Raw genomic sequence first — 18,831 nt, 5'->3', positions numbered from 1 at the left:
GCTGAGGCGCCAGTCCTCATAGCCCGATTAGAGTTTCAGGGTGGACAGACGGCATGGCATCTATAACTGGTTCCGGGACAACCCCTTCAAGGTGGACCTCGTGGCCATGCTCGGAGTTCTCCTGGTAGCCGGGCCGGTGTATCTGTTCGCCGACCGACTGCACCTCTTCCTCTTTTCGTGCGCGTTGGTAATCCCCCTCGCTTTTCGGCGGACTAAACCGGTGCTTGCCGCCACGGCCGTTGCTGCCGTTTGCCTGCCGCAATGGGCAGTGGGCGCCGAACCCGTGGTGGGGCAGGTCGCAGTACCGCTGGTGGTCTATGCGACGGCGGCATACGGGCCGGCCTGGGCCAGCCGCGCAGTTCTTGCCCTCGGGCTGGCTGGCGGGGTCATGCTTACCATGCGGTACTTCACCGGCCCGGCTGAGTCGGGCGTCTTGGGGCTGACCATCGGAGCGGTGTACACCGTTCTGGTTTGGATGCTTGTCCTGTTCAGCTGGACCTTGGGCGATCTGACCCGGGTACGCCGCCTCCAGGTTCAGGCCCTCTCCGACCGTGCCCGGCGCCTGGAGACCGAGCAGCGGCAGGAACGTTCACTCGCGGCCGCGGACGAGCGCGCCCATATTGCCCGCGAGATGCACGATATTGTGGCCCACTCGCTCTCGGTGATCATCACCCAGGCGGATGGGGCACGGTACGCCGCTGCCGCCGACCCGGCTGCCGCTCCCCGGGCGCTGGAAACAATTGCGGCAACAGGGCGTGGCTCACTGGCCGAAATGCGGCGGCTCCTTGGCGTCCTGCGGAACGACGACTCCGCCTCCTTGCGCCCCCTGCCCGGGCTGGCGGACCTCGATGAACTCTTTCTGGGTTTCCGCGCAACAGGGCTCCAGCTGGGCTTCGGGAAGTCCGGCGTGCCGCGGCGCACACTGCCGCCGGGAGCGGAGCTCACGGCATACCGCGTAGTTCAGGAAGCCCTGACAAATGTCCTCAAGCACGCCGGCCCCAACGCCTCCGCAAACGCTGCCATCCAATGGCAACAGCGCGGCGTCGAGATCCTAATCAGCGACGACGGCAGGGGCGCCGCAGCGGACTTCCCGGACGGCTCAGGTAACGGATTGCGGGGGATGCAGGAGCGCATCAGCCTTTACGATGGAACGTTGGAGGCCGGACCGGCCACCGGCGGCGGCTTCCAGGTCTCGGCCTTCATCCCCTACACGGAAGCCTGAAGTGATCACAGCAGCGGACGCACAGCCTGACGGAGGCGTTATCCGGGTGGCCCTGGTTGATGACCAGAGACTGGTCCGCTCAGGGCTGGGCATGCTGATCAACTCGCAGCCCGACCTGGAAGTTGTGGTCCAGGCAAGCACCGGATTTGAGGCCGTCCAGACGCTCAGTTCCACGTCGGCCGACGTCGTCCTGATGGACGTCCGAATGCCCGGAATGGACGGCATCGAAGCAACCAGGCGCTTGCTGGAAATCGCCGCCACAGCACCGGCAGGTTCGCCTCGTGCAGATGTACGCATCATTGTGCTGACCACTTTTGACCTCGATGAATACGCCTTGGCAGCCATCAATGCCGGCGCCAGCGGCTTCCTCCTCAAGGACGCACCGCCAGAGGAGCTGCTTGCTGCCATCCGCACGGTGCACCGCGGGGACGCGGTGATTGCGCCCTCCACCACCAGGCGCCTCCTGGACCACGTCGCCCCCATGCTCCGCGCACAGGCATCCGCATCGCCCGTGCATTCCGCCGCCGTCGAAAGCCTGACAGCGAGGGAAGGGGAAGTGTTTGGACTGATGGCCCAGGGAAGGTCGAATCCGCAGATCGCAACCGCCCTGTTTGTCTCCGAAGCCACCGTCAAAACACATGTTGGACACATCCTGGCCAAGCTTGGCGCGCGGGACCGCGTCCACGCCGTGGTCATCGCCTACGAAACCGGCGTGGTCACGCCCGGAGGGTGACATCTCAGGACCACGCACAGGGTGAGTTGAAGGCATAGCCCCTCAACCCCAGGTATGAGTCCGGGAGTTCCGGAACCATCCCCCGGCGTGATCCGGCCGCGGAGGGCTTGGAAATAGCTTGGAAGCATGACAACTTCCGTGCATAACCACCACTCCATCGATGAGGGCGGAGCCACCGCCGCACCAGCTGTGCAGGCCATCTCGCTGGCCAAGACCTACGGCCGCGGGGACACTCGGGTTACCGCCCTCAGCGGGTTACTACAGAAAACGGACGTTATTGTGTCGTAAGGACCAATACGTCACCAGGCAAGGCGACGCTCAACACCAGGGCGACGCGGATGGGGTTGGAAGTCATTGTTAGGTCTCCGTGTAGGGGATGAAGGCTGTGATGCCGAAACCGCCGCCGGCCAGGGGCTTGGCGTCCAGGGTTCCATCGTAGAGTTTGACGCGCTCGGCCATGCCGCGCAGTCCGTTCCCGCCGCACTCGCGAGGATCCGCCGCGGCGGAGGGACCGCCGTCGTAGGTGGGGAGGGGGCCGGTGTCAGCGAACGACGCCGAGGCGCCCCTGCCGTCGTCAGTCACCGACACGTCCAGGCCGCGGGCACTCCACGCCAGGGTCACGGTGGCCATCACCTTGGGCCCGGCATGCTTCATGACATTGGTGAGCCCCTCCTGAACCATGCGGTAAGCGGTCAGTTCGGCACCGGCAGGCAGCATCCGTCGTGGTTCACCCTTGACCTCAAAAGCGACCGGCAGGCCGGCGGCGCGGATGCCCAGCAACAGCTCATCCAAATCCGCTAGGCCGGGAAGAGGACGCATGGAGGCTGAGGCATCGCCACGCAAAACACCGAGCAGGCGTCGCATCTCCTGCAGTGAGGCCCTGCCGGTCTCGGCAATCGTGGCCAAGGTGGCGGGGGCCACCTTGGGGCTGGCCGCGGCAGCGTACCGGGCGCCGTCGGCCTGGGTAATAATGACGGAGAGCGAGTGCGCCACTATGTCATGCATTTCTCGGGCAATGTGGGCGCGTTCGTCACTGGCTGCCAGCTCGCGCTCGTGCTGGGCCTCAATCTTCAGGCGGTGGGCGCGGTCCTCGAGGGCTTGCTCGCGCAGGCGCTTGGTGCGCGTCAAATCCCCGGCTGTCCAGCTGAATAGCACCAGGACCCAGACCACCAGGATGAGCACAGCCCCGTACGGCAGATCGGCCAGCGAGGTGGAGGTGAGGTTGTAAAAGTAGCGGGTGACCAGCATGACGGCGCCCACCAAAGCCAGCCCGAGCCCGCCCAAGCTGGCCCAGCGCGGGCCAAAGGCGGCGAGGGCATAGACAGCCAGCGGCACGGCAATGTTCGCCGGCATGGGCTGGACATGGAGCGCCCACTGGGCAATGGCCACAACGGCGATGATGATGCCGGCCATGGCTGTGCGGGTTCGCCGCCATGCTAGCGGCACGATCAGTGCCGTGGCGAAAATGGCTCCGGCGATCGCGTTGATGAGCTGGTCGTCGAAGGAGCGCGCTGTCATCAGGCTTAGGGGCATGGTGGTCAACCACAGCACGGCCATGAGGACGAAGTCCATGGCAAAGCGGTGCTGCCGGAACCAGTCGTAGATGGAATGCATGATCACTTGCTTCACTTTATGCGCCCGGGCGGACGCTCGGCATCCTGCCCAGGGTGGAGACTGGCTGGGATTACTCCCAGTCGTTGGGCCCTGTCAACGCGGCCCAAAGTCGGATTCTGGCGGTGATCCTGTTGCCCATGGTCTTGAAGATGATGCTGTGGAGGGCAAGCACCGCCATCCAGTACAAGCGTCCGGATAGCCCCGCTGGCGTAAAACGCTTCCATGCGCAACCCCGGCCTGCAGTAACGGGGTGACCCCAAATTCGCACCACCAAAAGGGAACCTACAACTACACCAAGAAATGGAACTGGGGTAGACCCCATCCAATCCAGAACGGCCCCAAGGGGACCCCCGCCCGGGCGGGTTTCGGGTTGAAATCTGGAGTGAGTACACTACGGAAAGTGATCTTTCATGCGCTCGAACGCCTTATCGCCACTTCGCCGATGCCTGAGAATACGCAAGAACTCGTCGTACACGCAGAGGAACAGAATAGCGAATACGAATCTGGGATGGCACTGATCGGGAAGGACTGGTGGCGAATCCGCACCGCCCGGATCACGCCGACGAAGCCGGGCGCGTTCGTGGCAGTGTGGAAGCGAGACGAAAACGGATCGACAAGACCCTTCACGACTGATGAGGCAACGACAGGACTGCTCGTCTTCGTCGAGGACGGGCAACGGTTCGGTGTCTTCCGGTTCACCTCCACACACCTAAAAGCGCTCGGGTACGTCACCTCCGAATCTCACCCTGGAAAGCGGGGCTTTCGTGTCTATCCTTCCTGGTGCGCCAATCTGAACCCTCGAGCTTCACGCACCCAGCGCGCGCAAGCCGCAGCCTTCGAAGAACTTCCTGCGCACAGCGCATCACAGGCCCTCACCACTGCCGGTCACGCGGGACTGTCCGATTAACGGTGTCTTAGGTGTACTACTGATGTGAGTCGACCTTGTTGCACGACGAAACCGGTTCGCGATGGCGGATATGTAAGGCGCCAGGATCAGGCCTTGAACACGGAAGGGACGGCGCTTGCGTAAAAAGCTGGTGGTTAGAGCACCATCCTTTTTACGCAAGCGCCGTCCCTTTCTGCCTGCCGGGTGGAGATTAGTCCATGGCCAGGCCCTCTACGGGGGAGAGCTTGGCTGCACGGTGGGCGGGCACCACGGAGGCGAGCAGCCCGGCAATGGTAGCCACGGCCACCACGGCCATGATCTGTCCCCACGGGATGACGGGCGTGACCTCGGCGAAGTTGCTGAGGGCTGATTGCGCTCCGGCCCAGCCGTAGACCGTGCCTAGTACGGAGCCGATGATGGCCGCAACACCGGCGATCAGAGCGGCTTCCAGTGCCAGCATGCCACGCAGTTGCCCACGGGTCAGGCCCAGTGCCCGCAACAGTGAGTTCTCCTTGGTGCGCTCGAGCACCGACAGGGACAAGGTGTTGGCCACGCCGATCAGGGCGATGAATACTGCCACGGCCAACAAGCCGGTGACGATCAGCAGCAGCATATCGATCAGCTGGCTAAACATGGCCTTTTCCAGGACGTCCCCGCTTACCAGGGACTCATCGGTGTTCAGTGCCTTGGCGATGCTGGTGCGCAGGTCTGTCATAGCATCGGTGGACAGTCCGGGTTCAACGGAAAACCAAACCTGTGGCCAAATGCGGGAACCGGCACGGTCTCCGGCGGGCAGGGGCGCAAAGGCGCTGAGGGAGACCAGGCCGGCAAAGTCGCGACTGGTTCCGGGCGTGGTGGTGACGGAGGTGCTTTGGGACCCTGAGACAAGCGAAACTTGTGTCTCTTTGATGTCGCTCGGCACCACCACCGAGTGGCCTTGGGGGCGGTTGGCCGGGTTGACCAGCAAGGCGGCAGCGTCGGCGTCGGAAATCCCGTATACCCCGAGGACCCTCGGACCTACGGTCACGGCACCCACCGGTTGGAGCGCCACGGCCTTCTTTACTCCGGGCAGTGCCGCAACTTTGGCAAGCTCTTGGGGTGAAAAAGTGGTGCTGTCGTCGATTCTAGAGGCGGTGATATCCACCGGGTATTTCCCGTCCAGCTTTGATTCAAACGCGGTCCGGGCAGTCGCGGCACCGGTCATCATCATGGTCACCAAGGTGACGCCGATGAGCAGGGCCGAGGCGGTCGCCGTCGTTCGGCGCGGGTTGCGCACAGCATTGGCGGCGGCCATCTTCCCCGGCACGCCCGCTGGAGAGGCTAACTTCCCTGCCAGCGAGACGAGCCTGGGGATAAACAACGCCGAGGCCATGAGGAAGCCGACAAAGGACGCGGCGCCGGACGCCACTGCAATCACCAAGGTTGCCGACAACCCGCCGTATACGAGCCCCACACCACCGGCCAGAATCAGCACCACGCCGATCGTCAGGCGTACCCGGCCACCGGCGTTGTGCACCGACGCGTCCTCGGCTGGTCGCAGTGCGGCCAGCGGGGCTACGGCGGTTGCGGCCCGTGCGGGCACCAGGGCGGCCAGGACCGTCAGCAACGTTCCCACCAGGATGCCTGTGACAATGGCCGACGGTGGCACCGACAAGGTGGCGAAGGCGTGGTCGGGGTTGGTCCTTAGCAGGCCAAGGACGGTCGCCATGGTGCCGGTGGCGGCAAGGACACCTAACACTGACGCGGTGAAGCCAACCACCAGTGCCTCAACGATCACGGAGTTGTGCACCTGTGTGCGGCTTGCGCCAACGCAGCGCAGCAACGCCAGCTCGCGGGTCCGCTGGGCCACCAGGACGGAAAAGGTGTTGGAGACAACCAACGCGGAGACCAACAGGGCCACGGCGGCAAAGGCCAGCAGCACGATGGTCAGTTGGTCCTGCCCGCCGGTGAACTTGGCGACCACCTTCGTGGTCACTTCCTCGGGCGTGAGAATGGTGGACGCGGGTTGGCCCAGGGCGGTGGCCAGTGAGGTCTTGGCGTCATCGATGGAGACGCCGTCGCGCAGGTTCAGCAAAACCTGCCCAAAGCCCTGATCAGTACCGGCGAGTGTGTCCACTGCCGCCTCGGTGCCCACAAATTGGGCGAATCCGGAGGCTAGGGGATTCGAGGCGGAAGCCGTAATGCCGGAGATTGTTGCCTTCAAAACTGGTGCGGAAGGTGATTTCGCGTCGGTGTTCCCGGTGAACGTGACGGTTTGTCCCACCGCCAGCTTCCGGTGGTCAGCCGTGGCCTGGTCGATGGCCACCTGGGAATTCGAGTCCGGCCAGGTCCCGGAAAGGAGCTTGAGGGGTGCCAGCGACCGCGTGGCGGGCATGTTATGCAAGGTGACCTGGAAGGACGCCGTGCCGGAGTCGGCGCTCAAGTTGACCGAGCGTTGGGCATACGACGCGGCCACAACGTCGGAGCCGGCCACCTTGTCCACGGCGGACTGGGACAGGGAGTCGCTTCCCGACGGGGAGATGACAAGGTCCGCGGCGGCGTAACTTTCGCCCAAGCTGGCAACCAGCGAGGCCTTGGCGGAGGAGTTGACCATGAGGGTGGCGGATAAAAAGGCGACGGCGAGCAGCACGGCCAAGGTGATGGCAATGAAACGCCGGGAATGGGTTCTAAGTTGGCTCAGGGCTACCTGCAACATGACTTACGCCCCCAGCCGCGTCAGCGACGCCAGCACAGATTCCGCAGTGGGGTTTTCCAACTGGCCCACCAATTCGCCGTCGTTCATCAAGACCACGCGGTCGGCATAGGAAGCGGCCACGGGGTCGTGGGTGACCATGATGATGCTCTGGCCCATTTCGCGCGAGGAACGACGCAACATGCCGAGCACCTCGGCGCCGGAGCGTGAGTCAAGGTTGCCCGTGGGCTCGTCGGCAAAGATGACGTCGGGACGGGTCAGCAGGGCACGGGCCACGGCCACCCGCTGCTGTTGTCCGCCGGAAAGTTCGTGCGGCTTGTGCTTGAGCCGATCCGTCAAGCCCAGGGTCGTGGTAACGGAGCTGAACCATCCCCTGTCCACGGTGCCCCCGGCCAAGGCCACGGGCAAGGTGATGTTGGCTTCGGCGGTGAGGGTGGAGACCAGGTTGAACGCCTGGAAAACAAACCCGATCCGATCCCGGCGCAATTGCGTCAGCGCCTTGTCATTCAGGGACGTCAGCTCGGTCTCGCCCAAGTGGATGGTGCCGCTGGTGACGGAATCAAGGCCAGCCAGGCAATGCATCAGAGTGGACTTGCCGGAGCCGGAAGGGCCCATAATGGCGGTGAACTGGCCGGCCGGGAACTCCAGGTCCACCCCTTTCAGCGCCGTCACCTCGGTGTCAAACCCTTGCCGTACGTTTTGCGCAAACCGCGAGCCTGAACCGCCATGGTGCGCTGGGAATTCTCAGTAATGATCGTCATGGCCTCAGCCTATTGGCAGCCCCAACCGAGCGGATCGGAGCACGGGTGGATATATGCCCTGTGTTCGACGCCGTTCCCTCCTACCAGGGGATGAGCTGTGTGCTGGTGCGGTGTCAATGTCTACTCCGCTGCCCACAGGGTGCCTCATGATGCACTTATCTTTGTCAAGTGGGACGCTGCGGAAAACGGAACCTATTGTGTCGTAAGGGAGGGGGGCTCGGTGGTTTTGCGGCACATTGGAGTCCGTTTTCCGCGCTGAGGCTACCCGTTGGGATGTTTGATTATTCGCAGCGCTTGAGGGCGGGGCTCTCCGGTGGGTGAGACATACCGGTAGAGGGTTTGCCGGGAGACGCCGAGTTCTTTGGCGAGTTTCCCGATATGAGTCTCGGGCTGGCCCATGGCAGACATCGCGAGACGGATCTTCGCTGGCGTCATTGTGAAGGGTCGCCCGCCCTTGTGCCCCCGGGCCCGGGCTGAAGCCATGCCCGCTTTGGTCCGTTCGGAAATGAGTTCGCGTTCGAACTCGGCGAGGGCGGCAAAGATCCCGAATATTAGCTTCCCAGCCGCAGTTGTTGTATCGATTGTCGCCCCCTGCCCGGTGAGTACCCTTAGCCCGATTCCTCTGGTAGTGAGGTCATGGACGGTGTTCACGAGGTGGTGGAGATTTCGCCCGAGGCGTGTGACTGTTAGTTGGCAATGGCGGTTTTTTCACAGTTCGGTTTGGCGGTTCTAACTGATTCCGATGACGAGGGTTGAGCGTGCGGCCTCAACGACGTCGTCGGTGATGGTGCTGAGTTCATTGATTTTCATGACCCGTTCGATTTGGGTGAAGAGCCGGTCGATGAGGCGGAAGTTGCCTCGGGTGATCCGGGCGACGGCGGCGATGGCTTGGGCATCGGTGAAATCTTCGGGGTTCAGGGTCTGGCCGAGTTTGTGCCATCGGCGCTCGAGGACGAAATTCAGTTCTTCCTGTGCGAGTGGGCGGTATTCGTGGGCGAAGCCGACCCTGCTGTAGAGCTGTGCGTAGCGGCTGAACAATTTTTCAATCCCGGGCATGCCGATGAGGATCAGGGCTATGTTGTCCCGGTCGTAGCGGTCGCGCAGCAGTTCCAGCGCGGTGGCGTTGAGCCGCTCAGACTCGTCAATGATGAGCAGCTCGACATATTTGTTGACGCGGGTGTGGGGCCCTGTCCCCTTGCCAATGTCTGACAGGTGTTGGTCCACGCAGATCGACACGCGTGAGTTGGTGTGCTCGATATCCGCGTGGATCTGTTTGGGTGTGGTGAGCACGGCGGGGGTGTAGAAGACGGTGCGTGAGCGGGCGAGTGCGGCGTAGACCTGGTGATCGGATTCTTCCCGGGGTCCCCACTCCTCCAGGAGCTTCTGCGCCTTGTGCCAGTTCGCGTAGCGTCTGGCGGAGAGCGTCTTTCCGATCCCGGCCTGTCCGTAGCAGATGCCGATCGTATGCTGGCGGCGCACCGCGTCCGCGAACTCCACAAACCGGCGGTGCTCCTTGGTGGCAATGAAGCTTTGTATTGTCATCGGTCATCCTCCAGGTAGGTGCGTAGCTTCGGGCGCTTCTTGGGTTGATCAACAGGGGCCGGGGCGGGAGCCGGTTTCGCTGATGCCAGGTCCGGCAGGTGCCGGGCCACGACGGCGATGCGCTGGTTGATTTGTCCGCGCAGTTCCCTGCGGCGCGCCGATCGTGCGGCCTGGATGTCCTTCAGGGTGAGGGTGGAGGTTTCGTGGTCGGGGTCCACGGCTTTGCAGATGAACTGGTTTTTGTGGAAGACGCGGATCTCGGTCACGTCCCGCGGGTCGTAGCGGACAACGACGGGTTCGCGGACATAGGCGGCCAGCAGGGGCGAGACGTATCTGAGTCCTTGGAAGTGCACGCCGTCGCGGTGGACGATCCGGGGTTTGGCCACGGTCAACAGGAGCAGGTTCAGCTCGTCCATGGATGCCGGAAGCCGGGGCAGCCAGCCATCACCTACCCAGGCATCATGCGGTGTTGTCCTGATCTCGGGGTGCTCGCGCTGGTGGTAGTCCTCCGAGATGAAACGGCTGATCGCCGTGTCCAGCTCCTTGAGTGTCAGTACCGGCGCCGGGTGCGGGTGCCCGCGGGCCAGGCGTCCGGGCAGTTCGGCCAGCAGCTCCGTATTAATGGTGCCGTAGAACCGTTCGATCTTTCCCCGCCCTTGGGGTCTTGCGACCGTTGAGTAGGTGATTTCGAAGTGCAGGTCCTTCGCGGTTTGGGCCAGGTGATGGCTGGTGAAGTCTGAGCCGTGGTCGACGTAGAGAACGTCGGGGATCCCGCACATCGGCCACCCTGTGCCGGCTTTGGGCCAGATTCCCTGCCGCAGTGCCAGCGCGGTGTTCAGGGCGGACGGTGCTCCAAGGAAGAGCATGTAGCCGCAGATCGCGCGGGAGTAGTCGTCCATGATCGTGGTCAGCCACGGACGCCCGGGTTTAAGGTTTGCGTCCAGGACAAGGATGTCCAGTTCGGTGTGGTCTGTCTGCCAGATGGCATTGGGGCGTTCGGCCCGGTGCCGCCAGGCCAGTTCATAGGTGTCCCGGTAGGCGGCCGTTCCCTTCTGGGCGAGCATTCTCATGCCGGGGTCAAGGCCCGTGGTGATGGAGCGGACCGTGCTGTAGGAGAGGGGCGGCCAGTCGTGGCCGGCGGCGACGCGGTTGGCTTTGCGGGCGATGGCAGCTATAGGCAGAGGCGGTTTCACCAGGGCCAGACCTTCAATGAGTGCGACTAGCTCGGGGGTGCTCCTGCGTCGGGTGGTCCCGCGGTTGGCTGTGGCCAGTCCGTCGATGCCGTCGCGTTTGTGGGCCGCGTGCCAGCGTTGCAGTGTCCGAAGCCCGATGCCTTCGTGTGCCGCGAGGGTCGTCAGCGGCACGCCCTCTTCGATATGCCGGCGCAGGATCTGCCAGCGCACCAACGCTGTCTGATCAGGCATGGAGGCAGTGTCCCCGGTGAGGGTGCCGCTGCCTCCGGCCGTCACCGGACTGTTTTCTGTGTGGCTGTTGAACGCCGCCGCGGCGCAGCAGGGGCCGGCTCGCGCCGGAGTGCCCGGTAAACGGTGGTCCGGCTGACGCCCAGAACCTCGCCGATTTTCTCGACCGTCATATCCTTCTGCTCATACATCCGGCGGGCGGTCCGGAGCTTGTCCTTCGTCAGCAACTGGGGCCGGCCACCAACGCGCCCGCGCGCCCGCGCAGCCTGAAGGGCTGCGTTGGTCCGCTCACGGATCAGATCCCGCTCAAATTCGGCCAGTGCCGCGAACACGTGAAAGACAAGACGTCCGCCTGAAGACGTAGTGTCGATTGCCTCCTGCAGGGACCGGAACCCAATGCCACGCTCTTGAAGATCGGCCAGCTGGTCGATCAGATGCCGGATGGACCTGCCGAGCCGGTCCAGCCGCCACACAACCAGCGTGTCCCCGGGCCGGAGCTGATCCAGAACCTTCGTCAGTTCAGGCCGGGACTCCAGAGACCCGGAAGCCGTGTCGGTGAAGATCCGGTAGCAACCGGCAGCCTTCAACGCATCCTGCTGCAGAGCCGCGTCCTGATCACCGGTCGATACACGGGCATAGCCCAACAGATGTCCCATGCGCCCAAATGTACCAATACCCGTCAATTAGCAGAAGAACCGGCACATAGAAACCGGCACAGAGTTTCGCTACAAGAATCGCGGGGGCATTGAATCTCTTTGTGTCATTTTCAGAAGTCGTCTGCACTGAATGTCAGAAGTCCTCTGCACTAAAGCCATTGGGCGGCAGAGTGCCGTGGCCGAAGTGACCTTAGTGCAGAGGAGTATCGAGCAGAAGCGGCGTTAGTGCAGAGGAGTATCGAGCAGCCAGTGTTCAGAAGTCATCCGCACTACCCCCGAAATCACGGGGAAGTCAGTGGCAGTCAGCTTCTGAAAATGACGGAGGCGGGGTCGGCGCCCCGCAGGCGGGATCGCCTATCGCATCAGCTGGTAACCTGTCGGACCTTGAACACGATCGAGTCGAAGACGGTGCGTGCTTCTCTGGTCAGCTCTGGATTGATCGATTCGTGGAATTGAACCACCCAGAACATGGCGCGCTGGCCGTTCAGGTTGACCACCCGGTAGGTTTCCCGCTCAGCGGCGGTCGAGTACCAGCGGGTGCATAGGTTCGAGTATTCTGAGTGAACGCAAAACTGACCGTTGTCGCAGGCTTTGATGTCCACGTCGCCCTCGACGGAGTGGTCGAACTCGACACCGGAGTAATCGCCCACCACGACCTCGACGGGAGGGGTGCTGGACGTTGACGTCTGGGCCGTCATCGCGTCGACGAAGGCCTTAGCCGACGGATTGACCTCGACGAGCGCGCCCTGCCACGCGCATGCGTCCGTCGGCACATGGTCGGAGGGCCACCAACCCACGAAAACCGCCATATCATCCGGGTGATCCGGGTCGTCCTTTCCCAGGCCATCGCCGTCGGCCGACCAGCCGTCTGGGACGGTGATCTCGAAATTCTCTGCGAAGCTGGTGACGAGGTATGTACCAGCGTCGATGTCGCCGCTGTCCGGCAGCGGTGAAACCGTGGGCAGCGGTGGGACCGTGCGAGCCTCCGTAGTCGATGCGGGGGGCGGCGTCTCGGTAGTCGATGCGGGGGGCGGTGCCTCGGTGGCGGTGCAAGCCGAGAGGCCGACGGGCCCGAGTAGTCCGACGGACAAGATCGATGCCAAGGCTATAGCGCGGCGTAGCAGCGAGGACATGGAGGCCTCCAAGGGCGAGCTTTGTGATGGGCACGTTACGCCCACGTGTCAGCGGCTACAAGGGGTAGGTACTAAGCCTTGATCCACCGATGTTGATTGGGGCTACGTCGGCGTTTTAAACCGAGAATGGCCGCCTTTTCAAGGAAAATGAAGTTTGTCTAGAACTCATTTTTCACCGAAAAGAGGCCATCTCGTAGATGCAAGTTTCCCACAAACCATCCGCGGTGTCGGTTTCCTTTGACGAGCCCAATCTCGTGTCGGCTGCCGGGCTGCTGCCGGTCATGACGCTGGCCCGGGACGCCGGGCTGCACGAGCTCGCCCAGGACTGGCTGACGGTGCCGACGGATAAGGGCGCGAACGCCGGGCTGAAAGTCGCTTCCCTGGTCGCCGGGATGGTCGCCGGGGCAGACTCGATTGATGACATGACCCTGTTGCGCCACGGCGGGATGAAGCGGCTCTTCACCGCCTGCTACGCGCCCTCGACCCTGGGCTCGTTCCTGCGGTCCTTCACGTTCGGGCACGTGCGCCAACTGGACGCTGTCGCCTCCCGTTTCCTGGCCGGCCTGGGGACCCGGGCCCCGCTGCTCGGGAGCCCCGGGGCGGAGGACTTCGTGTTCGTCGATGTTGACGACACGATCATCGAGGTCCACGGCTACGCCAAGCAGGGTTCCGGCTACGGGTACTCCGGGGTCCGCGGCCTGAACGCCCTGCTGGCCACGGTCTCCACCAAAGACACCGCCCCGGTAATCGCGGCCCAGCGGCTGCGCAAGGGCGCGGCGAACTCGGCCCGCGGAGCCAAACGCCTGATCACCGATGCCCTGTCCACGCTCAAAGGCCTCCAGACCGGAGGGCAGAGTCGCGGGCGGGTGCTCTGCCGGTTCGATTCGGCCTTCTATGGCCATGCAGCGGTTTCCGCCGCGCTGGCCGGCGGGGCCGAGGTCTCGGTGACCGTGCGCATGGACCCGGCCGTCAAACGGGCTATCGCCGGGATCCCGGAGACGGCATGGGAAATGATCGAATACACCGACGCGGTCTTCGACGAGACCACCAACACCTGGGTCTCGAAGGCTGAGGTCGCCGAAACCGTGTTCACCGCGTTCTCCTCCCGGAAAAAGGCCGAGCAGGTCACCGGCCGGCTGGTGGTGCGCCGCATCCCGGAACTGAACAAGAAAGCCAGCGACGGACAACCCACCTTGTTTGAAACCCATCGGCACCACGCGTTCTTCACCACCGTGGACGCCAAGGTTCTGGACACTGTCGCCGCGGACCAAACCCACCGCAAACACGCTCAGATCGAGCAGGTGAACGCCGATCTGAAGGACAGTGCGCTGGCTCATATGCCCTCAGGTGTTTTCGCGGCGAACTCCGCCTGGCTGGTTGCCGCGGTCATGGCCTATAACCTCACCCGCGCCGCCGGGCTCCTCGCCGCAGGCCCCTTCGGCAAGGCCCGGACCGGCACGATCCGCCGCAAACTCATCCACGTCCCGGCCCGCATCGCCACCAGCGCCCGGAAAATCCGGCTTCATCTCCCCGAAGCCTGGCCCTGGCAAACAGCATGGCAGGGCCTCTTCGAGCACCTCTACCCGCCGCCACAACCGGCCTGAACCCACACCAACCAGCCACACGGCGCAACCAGGACCACCAGTGGAACACCCCGACAGCGAGGCCGGATGATCCACCATGCCCAAACACCTCACCGCAGCCAGCCCGGAATTACGCCCGGGACCGGCTGCCGATCGGTGGATCAAGGCTAAGGCCATGAGCCCGCTTCAAGGTTCTGGGAAGACCGGAATACCCGCCGGCGACTGTGGTCATCCCCGCTGGTTCGCCACGAATCCAGCCCCCCTGTGCCTGAAAAGCCGCTCTCGGGACTGTTGGTGAGATGCCCCGCAGAGGTGTGCTCCCCATTGAATTGGTTCTCTTAAACGAAGGATTTCAAGAACACCTTGAAATCGAGAATGACGGCGCTTCCCGTGCGGAGCCGGAAAGCCACGCCGTTCTGCGGGAAACCGCCATTGTGACGAAAAGCCGCCCCAGGGCCCATGGTTCTCATAAATAGTTCTCGAAACTGTACAGTCGAGCCAGGAGCCCGAATCGAGTTTTGAGAAGAGAAACCCATATGGCCGCACACCGTATCGGCTACGCCAGAGTCTCCACACGGGACCAGAATCTTGACCTCCAGCGCGATGCGCTGCGGGCCGCAGGATGCGACCGCATCTTTGAAGACACGATGAGCGGGGCCAAGGCCGGCCGCCCCGGTCTCGCCAAGGCACTGGATGCGCTCCGGGAGGGCGATACCCTCATCGTCTGGAAGCTGGACCGTCTCGGCCGGAGCGTAAAAGACCTCCTGGACTTCGCCAGCAGCCTGAACGAAAGCGGCATTGGTTTTATCAGCCTGACTGACGCTATCGACACCACGACCGCTTCCGGGCGCTTCTTCTTCAACGTGATGGCATCGCTGGCCCAGATGGAACGGGAGCTTATGGTCGAACGTACCCAGGCCGGCCTGCGGGCGGCGAGGGAACAAGGCAGGGTCGGTGGCCGCAAACGCGTCATGACGGATTCCAAAATCCGCTCCGCACGAAAGCTCCTCAGCGAGGGCACGCCGCCCAAGGAAGTCGCCAAGAACCTCGGCGTCTCTGTACCTACCCTCTACCGCTGGGTCCCGGCAACGAAGACCGTCAAGGTTTCAACTCCGTAGCTGCTGCTGTTGGTGCACGAGACTTCTGAACATTTGGATGACGGTGCACAGGACTTCTGACAACCCGATGTCAACAGTCCTCTGCACCCGCCCCGTACTTCCGCGGGATCCAGTGCAGCCGACTTCTGAAACCGACACTTTGATGAGTTGGCTCATTTGTAGCAGATACGGTCGTTTTTGAATCAGGACGGAAGAGAGCGGGTGTGGGTGGCTTAGCCTCGATGAAGCGATACGGGACCGCCGAGAGAAATAATTCTCTCCAGACGGAATTATATTTCTGTCCGGACGGAATTTAGTGTTGTCTGGTAACTACATTTTCCCAGGAGCACTTTTCGTTGTTTAAACACACCCCGACGAGCGCCACCTCATGAAAAACCGAGGCTAGGCGTCCCCAGGTCAAGATCGACGACGGAAATCACCGCTCCTGTATGCCCTGCTCGATACTGCGTTGGTGGTCGGTCTGATGGAGGCAACCACGTATGGTCGTCGCGACATCGGACACCACTCAGTCGAAGGCGAGAAGCCACGGCGAATTCAATTCGTCCCCTCAGACAGCATTCCGACTGGGATACCGTCCTGTCACTGGTATCCGTGACCTCCATCTTCAGGTGCTACTTCTAGTCCGGGCGGGACACCAAGAGTCGAATCGCGCCCTCGGAACTTCGACCAACCACTCAGGAGGTCCGTTAGGAGTCAGGTCCGATATGACACGTTCCCGGTTAAAACTGCCGCGAGTTACCCCGCTACTGACTCCGTCACGCGAGTACAAAAAAATTATATGGAAATTACTAGGTCTCCAGTGGGATTTGCGGTTAGGATCACAGCGTATTCGAACGGGCCGGTCCGGCGCAGACAATTCTATTGGCGGATCATGCTTCGCTTTGCTGATAAGTTGCGTACGCGGCTGGCCATGTCTTTCTTGGTCTGCATGTCACTCATGCTGGACGGGAGCCACCCCGCAGCAGCCATTGTGAACACCACGACAGGATAAATCTTTTACAACTTCGGGGGAGAAATATGAAACGAATACTGGTTGCATTCATGGGAGCGCTCGCGCTAGTGGCTGCGGGGCCTCTCGCCTCCGCCCAAGCCACCGACTCCAGCGTCACGCCCACGCAGGTTCAGACCGGGTTCTCGGTCTCGGCCTACGGATCCTACATTGTCAATGCCGACAAATCCCTCGTTTCGGGTCCGACGGCCTACTCGCTCATCTCATGCACCTCGGCCACCGGCAAAACGTCCACCAACAACGCTGCGGCCGTGAATGTCCCAGCAGTCGGTACGGTCGGTGTCGCCACGACAAGCGTCAGGACGCTCCTGACGACCACGGGCAAACGGGCCGAAGCGAGTTCGACGGTAGCAGGGGCCAACCTGCTGGGTGGACTGATCACAGCCGGCGCCATCACGTCCGAGAGCTCGGCCGACAAGAGCACCGCAGGCACGTTCTCGGGCGCCAACAAGACGACGATTGCCAACCTCAAGGTACTGGGTCTGCCAATTGGCGTTAACCCGGCCCCCAACACCATCATCGACCTCAACGTCCCGCCGCTTGGCTCGGTCGGCACGATCACGCTCAACGGTCAGGAGAAAAGACTGGTCCACGGCACGTATCAGGTGTCGACCACCGCTGTGCGGGTCCAGATCCTCAAGGCCGGCCTGCCCGGTCTTAAGGTCGGCACGGATATCCGACTCGGCGTCAGCACGGCCCGGCTCACGCCACCGCAAGCCGGCTACCTCACGGGTAGTGGCTTCAGCACCAAGGCGTCACTGCTGAACGGCCTGGTGGGATCCGGCGCAACGGCCTACGTTCCGGTGAAGTGCGCAGGCGGAACCAGCACGGCAAACGTTGCCGGAGCCACCATCCCTGGTGTCCTGACCGCGGGTGCGGCCACGACCAACACCACGGGAACACTGACGCCAACGCTCAAGGCCTCCGTGACCAACACGCTCGCGGGTTTGAACGTCCTCGGTGGTTTGATCACGGTCGACGCCATCAAGGCGGAAACCTCGGCCAGCCGGGCTCCCTCGGGCGGCTCAGTGACCCTGACCGATACGTCGACCTTCACTAATCTGAAGATCAAGGGGTTTGCCGGGATCAACGCCTCCGTTGCCCCCAATACGGTGGTTCAGGTGCCGGGACTCGGCCAGGTCACGCTGCACAAGGTGGTCAAGACGTCCTCGAGCGTCACGGTCACCATGATCGAGATCATCCTGAACCAGGCTCGCGGCTCCCTGCCGACGGGCTCGAAGATTCAGATCGGTTACTCCAGCTCGGGCGTGCGCAGCTGATATGTAGTGCTCGTCTGTCAAGGGCGGGGTGAAGGGGTCCCGGTCTGGGTTTGAACTGGTCCCCGAAGTTGGAGTGGCTAGCAAGACCTTGAGCCGCGAGGGTCTGAGCACGGTATTGCACCGGGCTCAGACCCTCGAGCTTTGTCGAGATTCTTTCGGTGTTGTACCAGCGGATGTATTCCTTTTGCTGCGCTGCCAGTGCGTCAGTGCTGAGGAATCGGACGTGGTGGAAGAGCTCTTCCTTGAGGTGTCCGAAGAAGTTTTCCATCACAGCGTTGTCGTAGCATTGCCCTTGCGGGACATCGATTGGACGGCGCCGGCGCTGATCAGAAGAGTCCGCCACGAGACATGCTGGTACTGGAAGCCCTGGTCTAAATGAAGAGCGGTTTCTGCCCGCACTCGAGCGCTGTCAGAGCCATGCTCAATGACGTGTTTTCGGAGGGGATTCCCGGCTCTTCGTGGTTGGTGGGGAATTGAGTTCGTGTCGTTGAAGACAAAGGGGCCCGTGGCCCTGCTGGGATGAGTGTGTCTAAGCATTCAACCTGGAACAGGACCACGAGCCTTGAACGAGCCTACCGGGGTCGCAGCCGACGCTGCCACCATCCTCTTCAACCTGCCCGACTACCGCGTCATCTCCACCACCGTCGCGGCCGGCCGCCGGCAAGTCATTGTCGAAACCGACCAGCCGGCGGGGTGCCCGAGCTGCGGCGTGGCTCTACCGCACCGTTTGCCGGTGGTGGAAAGAGATCGAGGTGCTGATCATCACCGGCGCCACGACGGGCAAGGTCGAGGCCAACAACACCTCGATCAAGAACATCAAGCGCACCGCCCGCGGGTACCGCAACGCCGCCAACTACAAATCAGTTATTCTCTTGAGAAGTGCCGTCCGGACGGCGGCATGATGCTCATCTCAGAGATCCATTTCCCCACGAACCGCGAAGAGCCGGATTCCCCGATGGCGGCCCCTAGCTCCCGGTCATGGCGCCTTCGCCGAGTTCGAACGCTCGCTGATCAAGGAGCAACAGCGTGCAGGTATCGAGGGCAGGGCCCTCCCAGCTCATCCGCGAATGCAGGCCCAGCCGGGAAACGGTGTCCCGTACCTGCGACGCCACCCTGCGGTGACCGGCAGAACCGCCATCCCCAACTGTGAATTAACCGCCATTCCCAACGAAGAGTCACAT

Annotated in this window: 15 protein-coding genes and 3 pseudogenes; 8 read left to right on the top strand and 10 right to left on the bottom strand. The window is 62.7% G+C overall.

Annotated elements, in window-relative coordinates; all coding sequences use genetic code 11:
• Positions 1–40: 40 nt before the first annotated feature.
• From ACVWZ8_RS00090 to ACVWZ8_RS00080, 3 genes are all read left to right on the top strand, one after another.
• Positions 41–1,222 carry a sensor histidine kinase gene (locus tag ACVWZ8_RS00090; RefSeq protein ID WP_456503416.1) on the top strand — a complete coding sequence of 394 codons (1,182 nt, stop codon included), beginning with the start codon at positions 41–43 and terminating at the stop codon, positions 1,220–1,222.
• Positions 1,223–1,268: 46 nt separating this feature from the next.
• Entirely contained in the window at positions 1,269–1,955 is a 687-nt protein-coding gene (locus ACVWZ8_RS00085; protein ID WP_456505879.1) for a response regulator, read from the top strand.
• A 126-nt stretch (positions 1,956–2,081) separates the two neighbouring features.
• Complete coding sequence (locus tag ACVWZ8_RS00080; RefSeq protein ID WP_456503415.1) at positions 2,082–2,243, top strand: hypothetical protein; 162 nt, start codon at positions 2,082–2,084, stop codon at positions 2,241–2,243.
• A gap of 69 nt (positions 2,244–2,312) precedes the next feature.
• Here the strand turns inward: ACVWZ8_RS00080 and ACVWZ8_RS00075 are convergent, their stop codons facing one another.
• Complete coding sequence (locus ACVWZ8_RS00075) at positions 2,313–3,569, bottom strand: sensor histidine kinase (protein ID WP_456505878.1); 1,257 nt, start codon at positions 3,567–3,569, stop codon at positions 2,313–2,315.
• Between the two features lie 442 nt (positions 3,570–4,011).
• Between ACVWZ8_RS00075 and ACVWZ8_RS00070 the strand changes: the two genes are divergently transcribed.
• Positions 4,012–4,476: a MepB family protein gene (locus tag ACVWZ8_RS00070; protein ID WP_456503414.1), complete on the top strand. Its 465-nt coding sequence runs from the start codon at positions 4,012–4,014 to the stop codon at positions 4,474–4,476.
• A gap of 190 nt (positions 4,477–4,666) precedes the next feature.
• Here the strand turns inward: ACVWZ8_RS00070 and ACVWZ8_RS00065 are convergent, their stop codons facing one another.
• From ACVWZ8_RS00065 to ACVWZ8_RS00030, 8 genes and pseudogenes are all read right to left on the bottom strand, one after another.
• Entirely contained in the window at positions 4,667–7,150 is a 2,484-nt protein-coding gene (locus tag ACVWZ8_RS00065; protein WP_456503413.1) for an ABC transporter permease, read from the bottom strand.
• 3 nt (positions 7,151–7,153) lie between these two features.
• Positions 7,154–7,908, bottom strand: a pseudogene (locus ACVWZ8_RS00060) (ABC transporter ATP-binding protein).
• A 261-nt stretch (positions 7,909–8,169) separates the two neighbouring features.
• Positions 8,170–8,391 carry a helix-turn-helix domain-containing protein gene (locus tag ACVWZ8_RS00055; protein WP_456505877.1) on the bottom strand — a complete coding sequence of 74 codons (222 nt, stop codon included), beginning with the start codon at positions 8,389–8,391 and terminating at the stop codon, positions 8,170–8,172.
• Positions 8,377–8,580, bottom strand: a pseudogene (locus tag ACVWZ8_RS00050) (recombinase family protein); the annotation flags it as partial. The gene ACVWZ8_RS00055 and the pseudogene ACVWZ8_RS00050, both read right to left, overlap by 15 nt.
• Before the next feature lie 57 nt (positions 8,581–8,637).
• The gene (locus ACVWZ8_RS00045) at positions 8,638–9,450 is read right to left on the bottom strand and encodes an AAA family ATPase (RefSeq protein WP_456503412.1); all 813 of its coding nucleotides are present in this window, start codon (positions 9,448–9,450) and stop codon (positions 8,638–8,640) included.
• Positions 9,447–10,874 (bottom strand): Mu transposase C-terminal domain-containing protein, encoded by a 1,428-nt coding sequence (locus tag ACVWZ8_RS00040; protein WP_456503411.1) that lies wholly within the window; start codon positions 10,872–10,874, stop codon positions 9,447–9,449. The genes ACVWZ8_RS00045 and ACVWZ8_RS00040 overlap by 4 nt, the downstream gene beginning before the upstream one ends.
• Before the next feature lie 41 nt (positions 10,875–10,915).
• Positions 10,916–11,527, bottom strand: coding sequence for a recombinase family protein (locus ACVWZ8_RS00035; RefSeq protein WP_456503410.1), 612 nt, complete (start codon positions 11,525–11,527; stop codon positions 10,916–10,918).
• Between the two features lie 362 nt (positions 11,528–11,889).
• Entirely contained in the window at positions 11,890–12,660 is a 771-nt protein-coding gene (locus ACVWZ8_RS00030; protein ID WP_456503409.1) for a hypothetical protein, read from the bottom strand.
• Between the two features lie 197 nt (positions 12,661–12,857).
• Here ACVWZ8_RS00030 and ACVWZ8_RS00025 point away from each other — a divergent pair, with 197 nt between their 5' ends.
• From ACVWZ8_RS00025 to ACVWZ8_RS00015, 3 genes are all read left to right on the top strand, one after another.
• Positions 12,858–14,264 (top strand): IS1380 family transposase, encoded by a 1,407-nt coding sequence (locus tag ACVWZ8_RS00025; RefSeq protein WP_456503408.1) that lies wholly within the window; start codon positions 12,858–12,860, stop codon positions 14,262–14,264.
• A gap of 515 nt (positions 14,265–14,779) precedes the next feature.
• Positions 14,780–15,361, top strand: coding sequence for a recombinase family protein (locus ACVWZ8_RS00020; RefSeq protein WP_456503407.1), 582 nt, complete (start codon positions 14,780–14,782; stop codon positions 15,359–15,361).
• Between the two features lie 1,017 nt (positions 15,362–16,378).
• On the top strand, positions 16,379–17,650 hold the full coding sequence (locus ACVWZ8_RS00015) for a choice-of-anchor P family protein (RefSeq protein ID WP_456503406.1): 1,272 nt from the start codon (positions 16,379–16,381) through the stop codon (positions 17,648–17,650).
• Here the strand turns inward: ACVWZ8_RS00015 and ACVWZ8_RS00010 are convergent.
• A complete protein-coding gene (locus ACVWZ8_RS00010; RefSeq protein ID WP_456503405.1) occupies positions 17,568–17,993 on the bottom strand; it encodes an IS3 family transposase in 426 nt (141 codons plus the stop codon). The genes ACVWZ8_RS00015 and ACVWZ8_RS00010 overlap by 83 nt on opposite strands.
• A 370-nt stretch (positions 17,994–18,363) precedes the next feature.
• Here ACVWZ8_RS00010 and ACVWZ8_RS00005 point away from each other — a divergent pair.
• A pseudogene (locus ACVWZ8_RS00005) lies at positions 18,364–18,552 on the top strand (transposase); the annotation flags it as partial.
• Positions 18,553–18,831 lie beyond the last annotated feature (279 nt).

The organism is Arthrobacter sp. UYCu723 (assembly GCF_054059215.1).
Note: the sequence above shows the minus strand (reverse complement) of the source record. Positions and strands in the feature narration are given on the sequence as shown.

Coding starts and splice junctions, on each gene's coding strand:
- ACVWZ8_RS00030 (WP_456503409.1), bottom strand. CDS start 12,660: ATGTCCTCGCTGCTACGCCGCGCTATAGCCTTGGCATCGATCTTGTCC.
- ACVWZ8_RS00075 (WP_456505878.1), bottom strand. CDS start 3,569: ATGCATTCCATCTACGACTGGTTCCGGCAGCACCGCTTTGCCATGGAC.
- ACVWZ8_RS00025 (WP_456503408.1), top strand. CDS start 12,858: ATGCAAGTTTCCCACAAACCATCCGCGGTGTCGGTTTCCTTTGACGAG.
- ACVWZ8_RS00020 (WP_456503407.1), top strand. CDS start 14,780: ATGGCCGCACACCGTATCGGCTACGCCAGAGTCTCCACACGGGACCAG.
- ACVWZ8_RS00015 (WP_456503406.1), top strand. CDS start 16,379: ATGAAACGAATACTGGTTGCATTCATGGGAGCGCTCGCGCTAGTGGCT.
- ACVWZ8_RS00065 (WP_456503413.1), bottom strand. CDS start 7,150: ATGTTGCAGGTAGCCCTGAGCCAACTTAGAACCCATTCCCGGCGTTTC.
- ACVWZ8_RS00080 (WP_456503415.1), top strand. CDS start 2,082: ATGACAACTTCCGTGCATAACCACCACTCCATCGATGAGGGCGGAGCC.
- ACVWZ8_RS00040 (WP_456503411.1), bottom strand. CDS start 10,874: ATGCCTGATCAGACAGCGTTGGTGCGCTGGCAGATCCTGCGCCGGCAT.
- ACVWZ8_RS00045 (WP_456503412.1), bottom strand. CDS start 9,450: ATGACAATACAAAGCTTCATTGCCACCAAGGAGCACCGCCGGTTTGTG.
- ACVWZ8_RS00035 (WP_456503410.1), bottom strand. CDS start 11,527: ATGGGACATCTGTTGGGCTATGCCCGTGTATCGACCGGTGATCAGGAC.
- ACVWZ8_RS00070 (WP_456503414.1), top strand. CDS start 4,012: ATGCCTGAGAATACGCAAGAACTCGTCGTACACGCAGAGGAACAGAAT.
- ACVWZ8_RS00055 (WP_456505877.1), bottom strand. CDS start 8,391: ATGGCTTCAGCCCGGGCCCGGGGGCACAAGGGCGGGCGACCCTTCACA.